Raw genomic sequence first — 11,847 nt, forward strand, 5'->3', positions numbered from 1 at the left:
CAGGATAAGTGGAGCCAGATCAAAGCGGGCAATTCATTACGCTTTATCGCGCTGTTTTTCCTGCCGACATCAAAACAGGTTACATTAAGCCGCACTTTCCCGCCCCTAAAGGATTCAGGAGTTCGCGTTTGACACTTCGTATTGGATTACCGCAATGGCAGCACGCGCAGTGGAAACAGTTTGGCCTGGAAACCCTGGCCGATTACGCGCAACTGTTTGGTTGTGTAGAAGGCAACACCACGCTGTATGCGTTGCCCAAGCCGGAAGTGGTGCTGCGCTGGCGCGATATGACGCACGATGATTTCCGCTTCTGCTTTAAATTTCCCGACAGCATCAGTCACAAATCGGCGCTGCGCGATTGTGATGAACTGCTGAGCGAGTTTTTCCGCCTGCTCGATCCGCTGAGTCAGCGCATCGGTCAGTATTGGTTGCAACTGCCCGCCGCGTTTTCTCCGGCACAGCTCGGCGATTTGTGGTCTTTCCTTGATGGTTTGCCGCGTAATTTTCGCTATGGCGTTGAAGTGCGTCATCAGGCATTTTTCGCTAAAGGTGAAGCCGAACGCGCATTGAATCGGGGTTTGCTGGATCGCGGCGTGAATCGCGTGATTTTGGATAGCCGCCCGGTACATGCCTCCACCTCGCAAACTGCCGCCGCTGTGGATGCCCGATCCAAAAAGCCACGCGTGCCGCCGCATGCGGTGCGCACTAGCACGCAGCCGATGGTGCGTTTTATCGGCAGCGACAGCGTTGCGGAGAGCGTGCCGCTGTTTCAGCCATGGATCAGTAAAATTGCTGAGTGGCAAAGAGACAGCGATCCGATGCTGTTTATTCATACGCCGGATATGGGCGAAGTGTTTCCGCTAATCCAGGCGCTGTGGCCGCAATTGCAGCAGTTAGAACCCACATTGCGCGATTTGCCCGACTGGCCGCAACAAACGAGTTTGTTCTAAACGCAAAGCGGATGCACCTTGGGTCGGTTTCTGCCAAAATAGCGCCCTTTCCGTTTTCTCTCCGGACCTATCATTATGTCTGATCGCGATACGCTATTTTCCGCGCCCATTGATAAATTGGGCGACTGGACCTTTGACGAGCGCGTGGCTGAAGTCTTCCCCGATATGATTCAGCGCTCGGTGCCGGGCTATTCCAACATCATTTCGATGATTGGCATGCTGGCAGAACGTTTTGTCCAGCCTAACAGCCAGGTTTACGATCTCGGCTGCTCGCTGGGTGCCGCCACGCTTTCGGTGCGTCGCAACATTCATGTGCCAGGTTGTCAGATCATTGCCGTGGATAACTCTCCGGCGATGGTTGAACGCTGCCGCCGCCACATCGACGCGTTCCGTGCCGATACGCCGGTGCAGGTCATCGAAGCGGATATTCAGAATATCCACATCGAGAATGCCTCGTTGGTGGTACTGAACTTTACCCTGCAATTCCTTGAGCCACCGGCACGTCTTGAACTGTTGAAAAAGATTGTTCAGGGCTTGAATCCAGGCGGCGCGCTGGTGTTATCCGAGAAGTTCAGCTTTGAAGATGCCGATGTCGGTGAATTGCTGTTTAACATGCATCACGATTTCAAGCGTGCCAACGGTTACAGCGAACTGGAGATCAGCCAGAAACGCAGCATGCTGGAAAACGTGATGTTGACCGATAGCGTGGAAGCGCATAAAGCGCGCCTGAAAACCGCCGGTTTTGCCCATGCGGAGTTGTGGTTCCAGTGCTTTAACTTTGGTTCTTTGGTTGCTTTGAAATGATTGATTTTGGCCTGTTTTACCAGCAAATCGCCACCGGGCCGCTTGCCCGCTGGTTGGAAGTATTACCCGCGCAAGTCGCCGAATGGCAACGTGAAAACCTGCACGGCAAGTTTCGTGATTGGGAAAAGTCGGTGGATTATCTGCCGTTGCTCGAACCACAACAACTCGATCTGATTAACAGCGTCAGCGCGCAACGCGACGATCTCACCGATCGCCAACGCCTTGGCATTGAAAACCTACTGCGTAATTTGATGCCGTGGCGCAAAGGCCCGTATTCGCTGTACGGCACGGAAATCGATACCGAATGGCGTTCCGACTGGAAGTGGGATCGCGTATTGCCGCACATCTCGCCATTGCAGCATCGCACGGTGCTGGATGTTGGCTGCGGCAGTGGCTATCACATGTGGCGCATGATTGGCGCAGGTGCGAAATTAGTGGTCGGCATCGATCCAATGCAGTTGTTCTTGTGCCAATTCGAAGCAGTGCGCAAATTGTTAGGTGACGATCGCCGGGCACATTTGCTGCCGTTGGGCATCGAGCAACTTCCTGCGTTGCAAGCGTTTGATACGGTGTTCTCGATGGGCGTGCTGTATCACCGCCGTTCGCCGCTTGATCATCTGATGCAGTTGAAAAATCAGTTAGTTAGCGACGGCGAATTGGTGCTGGAAACGCTGGTAATTGAAGGTGACGAGAACGCGGTGCTGGTGCCGGGTGAACGCTATGCGCAGATGCGCAACGTGTACTTTATTCCGTCTGCGGCGGCGCTGAAAAGCTGGCTGGAAAAGTGCGGCTTTGTCGATGTGCGCATCGCCGATTACGCGGTGACATCGGTTGAAGAACAACGTCGTACCAGCTGGATGACCAGCGAATCGTTGGCTGAGTTTTTGGATCCCAACGACAGCAGCAAAACCGTTGAGGGTTATCCTGCGCCATTGCGTGCCGTGTTAGTCGCTCGCAAACCGTAAAATTCTCCGCCGTGTCGGAACCCACCGCGCGGCGTCATTGCATCTCTCCCGCCCCTTTAAGATTTTTGTTACCTCCCGTCAGCAACTGATAATAATTCTCAACTTGCCAGTAATGGTTAAATCTTCGTCACCGTTCTGTGCCACTTTACCTGCAGCGGCTTTTTTCACATCAAGGAGTTGTTGTTATGAGTAAATTCATTTTTTCTTCTCCACGTAAATATGTTCAGGGCGCCGGTGTGCTGGATGAGTTGGGAACTTATGTCGCCGAGCTCGGCCAGCATGCGTTTTTAGTAGCCGACGAAATTGTCTGGAAACTGGTGGGTGAACGCACGCAAAAAACTTTGAAATCGGCCGGGATTGAATTTCACTGGCAGCAGTTTAATGGCGAAGCATCAGGCAATGAGATCAACCGCTTAACCCAACTGGCTAAATCCCAAGGCAGCAATGTGGTGGTAGGTTTGGGCGGCGGTAAAACGCTGGATACGGTGAAAGCCATCGCGGATGAATTAAAACAACCGGTGGCAATCGTACCTACCGTCGCTTCTACCGATGCACCGTGCAGCGCGCTGTCAGTGATCTATTCAGACAGCGGCGTGTTCGAAAGCTACCGCTTTTACAGCAAGAATCCGGATTTAGTGTTGGTGGATACCGCCGTGTGCGCCAGCGCGCCTGCACGTCTGTTCGCATCGGGCATCGCCGATGGCCTGGCGACCTGGGTTGAGGCACAAGCGGTGCTGCGTTCCCATGCTAAATCGATGGTGAATGGCGATCCGACCATTGCTGGCACCGCGATTGCGCGTGCTTGTGAAGAGACGCTGCTCACCTGGGGTTTCAGTGCTTACACCGCCGTGAGCGAGAAACGCGTGACGCCTGCAGTTGAAGCGGTCGTGGAGGCAAATACTTTGCTTTCTGGATTGGGCTTTGAAAACGCTGGTTTGGCGGGTGCGCATGCCATTCATAACGGCTTTACCGCGATTGATGGCGATATTCATCATCTGACGCACGGCGAGAAAGTGGCGTATGGCACGCTGACACAAATGGTGCTGGAACAGCGTCCGGATGAAGAGATCGCGCGTTATATTCGTTTCTATCGCGCCATCAAGATGCCGACCACCTTGAAAGAGCTGCATCTGGAGAACGAGAGCTGGGAGAATTTGGTGCGAGTTGGCGCGCTGGCGAACAGTGAAGGCGATACGCTGAAAAACCTCAACCCAAATCTGTCACCAGAAGATATCGCAAACGCGATTGTGGCGGTTGATGCCTTCAGTAAAACGGTGAAATAAGCGGTTAGCGCCGCAAACTTTTCCGGTGCGCGGCGCGAAACAATGCTCAGTTATCCGCATCCGCCAACGGCGATTTGTCCCAATACTGATATTTGTAGGCTGAGCTGAGATGGCGTTCGATGGTGCCTTTGGCAAACACTTCGGTCTCGTGCAGATAACTCAACGTGCAGTTACCGACTTCATCCCATAACTGGCATTCATCCACCGAGCGCAAGGTACTTACCGGTGTGGTTGAGGTGCCATTAAGACGCATTTCCCGCCATTGGTTGTCATAGCTATAAGTATCTTTGCTGCGCGCACTGCTGGCTGCCGTCACCAATCCTTGTGCATTCCAACGCCAGCTGTTTTCGCCATTGCTGGCGCTATCGCTGCCGCGCGCCACGCTTTTCTCAAGCCTAAACTGTTTGTTGTAGCGATAAGTGGTATCAGTAAATCCCTCTTTACCCATGCTGGTGAATTTGTCAGTTGAGCTGACAATGTTGCCATGCTGACCGATTTGCCAGCTGATAGTGCCCTGGCGGTTATCCACCACTTCCTCTTGCCCGGCTTTGATCACCTTAACCATGTAGGCATATTCCGCCACCCAACCGCGCTGCACGCGCGCGATGTGCTGTTCCATCGACAGCAACACATTGCCTTCGTTTTTGTCATAGGAAATGTCGGCGACCATTAAATCGCCACACTGATCGAATTGCCCCAACACGCGTTTTTGTGAATTGACATCTTTGCCAAACTCACCCGCCACCACCTGACGCACCGCGCCTTTGGCATCACCACCCAGCATGATCCAGTTATTGCTGCTGGTGATATTTTTACTCATCGGCGGACATGCAGTACTCACCGCCAGCGCACTGCCGCAGCCAGCCAAACACAGCACTAAAACAGCACAAGGAGTGGATTTCATGAGGGTTATCCGCGCTAAGTCATCAAGTAATCAAAGCATCTTTTTTTAGAACGCGCTATCTAGCAAAAATTGTATCCCCAAAATAGTTCGGATTTTAGCAAGGCGGCAAGTGCGCGAGTCCCCGAGAGCTTACATAAGTAAGTGACCTGGGCGAGTACATGCAGCCAACGCAACTGTAGTTTGAATTATGAAGGGGATAGATAAAAAGAACCCCAGCAACAATGACTGGGGCTTGGTACTTGCAAACATCACGTCATTTAAGATTGGCGTGCTGCGCGGCAAAACTGGTGAGAACTCAGGCGACGCGGACGGCGCTCATTTGCGTCATGCTTTTCATCGCTTCGACCACATCGCCATCAACGCAATAGCGACTGAATTCATCGGTTTCCGCTTCGGAGCACATTGAAACACCGGCTTTACGGTAGCGCATCGGCGAAGCGACTAAGCGGCTGGCGGAGCTGTGTACTTCCTGCAATCCACTGTCGATAAACTTCTGGATATTGCTTAAACGCACGCCCGCACCGGCCATAATAATCGGACCCGTGCTGTGTTCATTTAGTTCCCGCAACAATGCAATTCCTGCTTCGGCACTTTGTTGCTGTCCGGAAGTCAGAATGCGCGCGATGCCTAAATCAGCCAGCACTTCCAACGAACGTTTGGGGCTGTGGCACAAATCGAAAGCACGATGGAAAGTGACGTCCATGCCAGCGCACAGCGCCATAATCTGCTGCATACGCGCCACATCGACATGCGCATCTTCGTCCAGCATGCCAATCACCAGGCCGGGAAAACCAAGTTCGCGCATCAGCGCAACGTCGGATTTCATCGTCTCGAACTCGTGCGCGGTGTAACAAAAATCGCCGCCACGTGGGCGAACGATTGGATGTACCGGTATTGAAATTTCACGGCGCGCGGCTTCCAGCACGCCAGCTGAAGGCGTCAACCCACCTTCGCGCGGTGCACTGCACAGCTCCACGCGATCGGCACCGGACAGCTGCGCAGTCATTGCACAGTCGATGCCGTAGCAACAAATTTCCAGTTTCGTCATACCATTCTCCTTTTCATGACTTCTGGCTCGTGAGGAATGCTTCAGTTAGTCTGCTTAATTAAACAGTTTACGTGGAACTCGCACTATGGCATTCGATTTTAATCAATGGATAGACCGTCGTCACAGCGATAGTTTGAAATGGCACAAATATGGTGATCGCGATGTGCTGCCTTTGTGGGTTGCCGACACCGATTTTCGCTCGCCGCCCTGCGTGATTGAGGCCATTAAAAAGCGTGCAGATCATGGTGTGTTTGGCTATGGAGATACGCCAAGCGGATTGATTGATATCACAGTTTCCCGCTTAGCGCAGCGCTACAACTGGCAGATTCAGCCGGACTGGATTGTGCTGCTGCCCGGTGTGGTGTGCGGTTTGAATCTTTCGGTCCGCGCATTCACGGAATCAGGCCAGGCAACGGTTGCACCGACGCCAATTTACCCACCGTTTCGCAGTGCAGCAAAATTAGCGCAGCGCGCGCAAGTTAATCTCCCGATGCAGTTACAGGATGATCGTTGGGTGATGGATCTCGACCATCGTGCGATGCAGGGTAACGAGCGTTTATTGATGCTGTGCAATCCGCAAAATCCGGGAGGCACCGTTTATCGCCGCGAGGAGTTGGCAGCACAATTAGCCTTCGCCCAACAGCATGATTTGATCGTTTGCTCCGATGAAATTCATTGTGATTTATTGCTGTCGCCCGATGTTCAACACATTCCTTTCGCCGCATTGAGTGAAGATGCCGCACAGCGCAGCATCACACTGATTTCACCGTCCAAAACCTTCAACATTGCCGGATTGGGCGCATCGATGGCGATCATTCCCAATCGTGAATTACGCCAACGTTTCAAACGCGTGCGTGAAGGCATTGTGCCCGGCGTGGATATTTTGGCCTTGGTGGCGGCAGAAGCGGCATGGCGTGAAGGTGACGAATGGCTGGCCGCGCAGCTTAATTATCTGCGCGCTAATCGCGATTGGCTGGTTGAGCAAATAAACGCGTTGCCAGAATTGCAGATGGCGTCACCGGAAGCGACCTATCTTGGCTGGATCGATGCTAGCCAGCTGCACGTTGATAATCCCACCAGTTACTTCGAGCAACACGGCCTTGGCTTCTCGCCAGGACACGATTTTGGCGACGATAACTTTGTGCGTTTCAACTTCGGCTGCACGCGTGCAACGCTGGAGCAAGCTGTTGCACGCTTACAAAAAGCCGTGATGGCGCGCCGTTAACCCTGTTCGCTGGCGACAATATCTTCCAGTCGCCACGGATGAAACTTGATGGTGGTTTGCCCATCCGTGACGGCCAGCGTCGGATTGGGCAAACGCTCATTCTCCCCTTTTGGCGCGCTAGTCTTAAACGAAATGCCCGGCTGCGTTAGCGCAGTATCTGCAAGTAGCGCCATGGCACGCACACCCAGGGTTTCCGGTTCGCCGCGCAGCACAATCTCCACATGCTCCCAACCTTCATGGCGATACAGTTTCTCCCCCGGCCATGGCAGTTCAATCACATCCACTTTCCACCCCACAACGTTAAGTGGTTGATGCAATTTGAACAGGCAAATTGGACGTCCATTGATGATGGCTTCTGAGAATTGCGTGCCGATTTGCAAAAAACCCGCTTTCCAGCGTTCGGCCGTGGCGAATTGATGGCAGCGCACGGCAAGGTGATCGGCTTCGTGCTCAGCCAGATTAATGCCTAAACGATTAGCAAATTCTGCCAGAGAGTGCTCAAAACGAGTCAGGTCTTGTTTTAAATCGTCCAGTTCCGTAGGAAAGTGGCTCTGCATCACGCTATTACCTCTACATCAGTTCAAGTTTATTAATCAATTCAAAAAATGATACGCGTTGATTCCGCTTGACAAAATTGTCGGATTCATCCGATTTCAGCACAGAATCGGCTGAAAACCGCATAAATCGCTTATTCATTTCGGATTTATCGCCAAATCAGGTCCAGCAGTTACTTTATGAAAGTGGCTTAACTCACTGTTATTAATCAGAATAGTTAATACAATGAGATAACTCTTATTTAAGATACAAACAATTGCAGCTTGATACCCTTTCTTATAAATTTGTGGTTCACAACTACAAGGAACGGCCTTATGTCCATGCTCATTGTTGTCGCAGTCCTGATTGCATTAATGGGATTTGCCATTTCCCGCCATTGGAAGGTGCGAGAAGACAAAAGCGTTAAAAATCCTCGTCGTCACCCACGGCGCCGTTAATCGGCGCCGAGGCCCGATGTGCCCCTTTCATCCGCGCGAAAAGCTGACGCACTTTAACATTTCACGTATACTTCCCGTCTTATTTTTCCGTCCCGCCGCGCAGTTGCGGGATGAAGACATCGGCTCGCCGCCTGCTGGCGGGCCTTTTCAGCATATGAAGGTAACGCGGTGAATATTCAGGCTCTTCTTTCCGACAAAGTCAGTCAGGCAATGGTAGCGGCGGGTGCGCCTGCCGATTGCGAACCCCAGGTTCGTCAGTCTGCAAAGGTTCAGTTCGGTGATTATCAGGCGAACGGCATCATGGCCGTGGCGAAAAAACTCGGTCAGGCACCGCGACAACTGGCTGAACAAGTGATTCAGCATCTGGATCTGCACGGCATCGCCAGCAAAGTCGAAATTGCCGGTCCCGGCTTCATCAATATCTTCCTTGATCGTCAATGGCTGGCGGCGCAAACCGCGCAGGCGCTGCAACTGCCGCGTCTTGGCGTCAGCGCCATCGCGCCGCAAACCATCGTGGTGGATTATTCGGCACCCAACGTGGCTAAGCAAATGCACGTCGGTCACGTCCGTTCCACCATTATTGGTGATGCGGCGGTGCGCACGCTGGAGTTCCTGGGTCATAAGGTGATTCGTGCTAACCACGTTGGCGATTGGGGCACCCAATTCGGCATGCTGATCGCCTATCTGGAAAAGCAGCAAAACGAAAATCACGAAGAGATCGCGCTGGCTGATTTAGAAGCCTTCTACCGCGAAGCCAAACTCACTTATGACGCCGACGAAGCCTTTGCCGAGCGCGCACGTGGTTACGTGGTGAAACTGCAAGGTGGCGATGAATATTGCCGCAGCATGTGGAAGAAGTTGGTCGACATCACCATGAGCCAGAACCAGCTGGTCTATGACCGTCTCAACGTCACGTTGACGCGTAAAGATGTGATGGGTGAAAGCCTGTACAACGACATGCTGCCAGGCATCGTCGCCGATCTGCGTGAAAAAGGTTTAGCCGTCACCAGTGAAGGCGCCACCGTAGTGTTCCTTGATGAGTTCAAAAACAAGGAAGGCGAACCGATGGGCGTGATCATTCAGAAGAAAGATGGCGGTTATCTTTACACCACCACCGATATCGCCTGCGCCAAATACCGTTTCGAAACGCTGCACGCCGATCGCGTGCTGTATTACATCGATTCACGCCAGCATCAGCACCTGCAACAAGCATGGACCATCGTGCGTAAAGCGGGCTATGTGCCGGAATCGGTACCGCTCGAGCATCACGCTTTCGGCATGATGTTAGGCAAAGATGGACGTCCGTTCAAAACCCGCAGCGGCGGCACCATTCGTCTGGCCGATTTGCTGGATGAAGCGGTTGAACGCGCACATACGCTGGTCAGCGAGAAGAATCCTGAGATGTCAGCGCAAGAGCTGAAAGATCTGTCCGAAGTGGTCGGTATCGGCGCGGTGAAATACGCCGATCTGTCTAAGAGCCGCACCACCGATTACATCTTCGATTGGGACAATATGCTGGCCTTCGAAGGCAACACTGCGCCGTACATGCAGTACGCCTATACTCGCGTGTTGTCAGTGTTCCGCAAGGCCGGTATTGATGCCGACAGCCTGAGCGGCGACATCGTGCTGACCGAAGAGCGTGAAGCACAGTTAGCCACACGTTTGCTGCAATTCGAAGAAGTGATCACTCAGGTTGCGCGCGATGGTACGCCACACGTGATGTGCGCCTATCTGTACGATCTGGCCGGTCAGTTCTCTGGCTTCTACGAACATTGCCCAATTCTCTCCGCCGAGGACGAGAACATCCGTCAGAGCCGCTTGCAGCTGGCCGCATTAACCGCGAAAACGCTGAAACAAGGTCTGGATACGCTGGGCATTAAAACCGTCGAACGTATGTAATCCCCACAGCGGAGATCGCCGTATAGGGCTCTCCGCTGTTTTCCCTCTCTTTTCTGTCAAAAATCCCCTTAATTCTGCTGTGCAGTTGGCTTTTCTCCTGCCCAACACCGGCTAATTCTCTACCTTCTTACCCTTTCTCAATTTTCCGACACAGCTCACCAAATAAACAAAACTCATACCTTCATAACCATTTTATGGCAGACAAAGTCGCACGCCATCCCTAATTTGGTTATGGAAGCAAGAACACAAAAACACGCAACAAGCTGTTTTAAAAGCTAAAAACTATAAAACTTACCCCTGCAATCGGGTTAAAGTGATGCCCCCGGCCCGTGTCAGGGCGGAAAAAAATCTCAACCCGATAACGTCATTAATAAAAAAATCAGAGCGTATCCTATGAGCAACCACGACATTATCGATGTAAAAGGCTGGATCGACGCCCGCCCGATCAGCGGATACCAATGGCTGACCCTCAGCCTGTGTTTCATCATCATCATGTTCGATGGCTACGATGCGGCAGCGATGGGTTTCATTGCGCCCGCGCTGATTGAAGATTGGGGCATCAGCCATGCGGAAATGGGGCCAATTCTCGGCGCTGCGATGTTTGGCGTGGCGATTGGCGCGCTGATTGCCGGTCCGTGGTCTGACAAATTCGGCCGCAAACGCGTGCTACTGCTGTCGATTGCCGTCTTTGCCTGTTTCAGCCTGATGAGCGCCTTCGCCCGTACGCCGCTGGAAATGGGTGCGTTACGTTTTCTCACTGGCCTCGGTCTCGGCGCGGTGATGCCCAACTGCGTCACGCTGGTTTCGGAATATATGCCGGAGCGCCGCCGCAGCCTGATGATCACCGTGATGTACAGCGGCTTTAATATCGGCTCCGGACTGGGCGGATTCATCGCCGCCGGCATGCTGCCGCACTTTGGCTGGCAAGCGGTGCTGGGTTTTGGTGGTCTGCTGCCATTGCTGATGTTGCCGCTGTTGATGTGGCTGCTGCCGGAATCGGCGATGTACATGGTGGTACGCAAGGTGAGCCGTGACAAGATTGCCGCCGTGCTCAAACGTTTGGGCGGCGAGTTCTCTGCCGGTACCGCCTTTGTGCTCAATGCGCCAATCATCCCGAAAAAGGCGCAGGTGCTGCAGTTGTTCAGCCGCGGCTATGCGGGCGGCACTGTCGTATTATGGCTCACCTACTTCATGGGGCTGTTTGTTATCTACCTGCTTAACGGCTGGCTGCCGACCATTCTCCGTTCTGGCGGCGTAACGCTGGAGCGCGCCGCGATTGTGGCTGGCTTATTCCAACTCGGCGGCACCTTTGGTGGCCTGATGGTTGGTGGGCTGATGGACCGCTTCAAAGCAAAATACGTTATCGCCCTGTTCTATCTGTTCGGCAGCTTCTGTCTGGTATCTCAAGGCATCTGGAGCTTTGGCCCGAATGTGCTGGCCCTGCTGGTGTTCCTCGCAGGCGTCTGTATCAACGGCGCGCAAACCGGATTGCAGGCGTTCTCCCCGGCCTTTTATCCCACGGAAATGCGTGCCACCGGCGTGTGCTGGATGCACGGCATTGGCCGTAGCGGCGCCATTATCAGCTCTTTGCTGGGCGGCGTGTTGCTTGGCGTTTTCCCTGGGCAAACCGCTATTTTTATCGTTTTGTCGCTCCCGGCAGTTTTGGCGGCACTTTCCATCACCCGACATCACCCTGCACAGGTGGCTCGTCAGGTAAAAGGCATCGACCTTAATGACCTGCCGTCCCTGTCGCGTACCCTCAATAATCGATGAAGTA

General features: G+C 53.2%; 10 protein-coding genes. 7 read left to right on the plus strand and 3 right to left on the minus strand.

The features are described 5' to 3' along the window. The first annotated feature begins 128 nt into the window (after positions 1-128). The 4 genes from ACPUC7_RS01340 (at position 129) to ACPUC7_RS01355 (ending at position 4,002) form a co-directional block, all read left to right on the plus strand. Positions 129-950 carry a DUF72 domain-containing protein gene (locus ACPUC7_RS01340; RefSeq protein WP_494921475.1) on the plus strand — a complete coding sequence of 274 codons (822 nt, stop codon included), beginning with the start codon at positions 129-131 and terminating at the stop codon, positions 948-950. Between the two features lie 75 nt (positions 951-1,025). After that, positions 1,026-1,754, plus strand: a complete 729-nt coding sequence (cmoA, locus tag ACPUC7_RS01345) for a carboxy-S-adenosyl-L-methionine synthase CmoA (protein ID WP_343552619.1) — start codon at positions 1,026-1,028, stop codon at positions 1,752-1,754. Further along, positions 1,751-2,719: a tRNA 5-methoxyuridine(34)/uridine 5-oxyacetic acid(34) synthase CmoB gene (gene cmoB, locus ACPUC7_RS01350; RefSeq protein ID WP_494921476.1), complete on the plus strand. Its 969-nt coding sequence runs from the start codon at positions 1,751-1,753 to the stop codon at positions 2,717-2,719. Before cmoA ends, cmoB begins: the two co-directional genes overlap by 4 nt. 185 nt (positions 2,720-2,904) lie before the next feature. Further along, entirely contained in the window at positions 2,905-4,002 is a 1,098-nt protein-coding gene (locus ACPUC7_RS01355; RefSeq protein WP_494921477.1) for a glycerol dehydrogenase, read from the plus strand. A 46-nt stretch (positions 4,003-4,048) separates the two neighbouring features. On the opposite strand, the gene ACPUC7_RS01360 is transcribed toward ACPUC7_RS01355, so the two are convergent. Together ACPUC7_RS01360 and cutC are read right to left on the minus strand one after the other, a co-directional pair. Beyond that, complete coding sequence (locus ACPUC7_RS01360) at positions 4,049-4,906, minus strand: hypothetical protein (RefSeq protein WP_494921478.1); 858 nt, start codon at positions 4,904-4,906, stop codon at positions 4,049-4,051. 295 nt (positions 4,907-5,201) lie between these two features. Continuing rightward, the gene (gene cutC / locus ACPUC7_RS01365) at positions 5,202-5,954 is read right to left on the minus strand and encodes a copper homeostasis protein CutC (RefSeq protein ID WP_494921479.1); all 753 of its coding nucleotides are present in this window, start codon (positions 5,952-5,954) and stop codon (positions 5,202-5,204) included. A gap of 85 nt (positions 5,955-6,039) precedes the next feature. Here cutC and ACPUC7_RS01370 point away from each other — a divergent pair, with 85 nt between their 5' ends. Beyond that, positions 6,040-7,179 carry a MalY/PatB family protein gene (locus ACPUC7_RS01370; protein WP_494921480.1) on the plus strand — a complete coding sequence of 380 codons (1,140 nt, stop codon included), beginning with the start codon at positions 6,040-6,042 and terminating at the stop codon, positions 7,177-7,179. Here the strand turns inward: ACPUC7_RS01370 and ACPUC7_RS01375 are convergent. Continuing rightward, positions 7,176-7,736 carry a VOC family protein gene (locus tag ACPUC7_RS01375; protein ID WP_494921932.1) on the minus strand — a complete coding sequence of 187 codons (561 nt, stop codon included), beginning with the start codon at positions 7,734-7,736 and terminating at the stop codon, positions 7,176-7,178. The two genes, ACPUC7_RS01370 and ACPUC7_RS01375, sit on opposite strands and share 4 nt — an antisense overlap. Before the next feature lie 603 nt (positions 7,737-8,339). Here ACPUC7_RS01375 and argS point away from each other — a divergent pair. Together argS and ACPUC7_RS01385 are read left to right on the plus strand one after the other, a co-directional pair. Beyond that, the gene (gene argS / locus ACPUC7_RS01380; RefSeq protein ID WP_494921481.1) at positions 8,340-10,070 is read left to right on the plus strand and encodes an arginine--tRNA ligase; all 1,731 of its coding nucleotides are present in this window, start codon (positions 8,340-8,342) and stop codon (positions 10,068-10,070) included. 393 nt (positions 10,071-10,463) lie between these two features. Continuing rightward, positions 10,464-11,843, plus strand: a complete 1,380-nt coding sequence (locus ACPUC7_RS01385; protein WP_494921482.1) for an MFS transporter — start codon at positions 10,464-10,466, stop codon at positions 11,841-11,843. The last annotated feature ends 4 nt before the right edge of the window (positions 11,844-11,847 follow it).

Source organism: Pantoea sp. CFCC18179 (assembly GCF_059412405.1).

What these genes read in the sequence shown, in the direction of transcription:
- cmoA (WP_343552619.1), top strand. Translation starts at nt 1,026, where the DNA reads ATGTCTGATCGCGATACGCTATTTTCCGCGCCCATTGATAAATTGGGC.
- ACPUC7_RS01385 (WP_494921482.1), top strand. Translation starts at nt 10,464, where the DNA reads ATGAGCAACCACGACATTATCGATGTAAAAGGCTGGATCGACGCCCGC.
- ACPUC7_RS01375 (WP_494921932.1), bottom strand. Translation starts at nt 7,736, where the DNA reads ATGCAGAGCCACTTTCCTACGGAACTGGACGATTTAAAACAAGACCTG.
- ACPUC7_RS01370 (WP_494921480.1), top strand. Translation starts at nt 6,040, where the DNA reads ATGGCATTCGATTTTAATCAATGGATAGACCGTCGTCACAGCGATAGT.
- cmoB (WP_494921476.1), top strand. Translation starts at nt 1,751, where the DNA reads ATGATTGATTTTGGCCTGTTTTACCAGCAAATCGCCACCGGGCCGCTT.
- ACPUC7_RS01355 (WP_494921477.1), top strand. Translation starts at nt 2,905, where the DNA reads ATGAGTAAATTCATTTTTTCTTCTCCACGTAAATATGTTCAGGGCGCC.
- ACPUC7_RS01360 (WP_494921478.1), bottom strand. Translation starts at nt 4,906, where the DNA reads ATGAAATCCACTCCTTGTGCTGTTTTAGTGCTGTGTTTGGCTGGCTGC.
- cutC (WP_494921479.1), bottom strand. Translation starts at nt 5,954, where the DNA reads ATGACGAAACTGGAAATTTGTTGCTACGGCATCGACTGTGCAATGACT.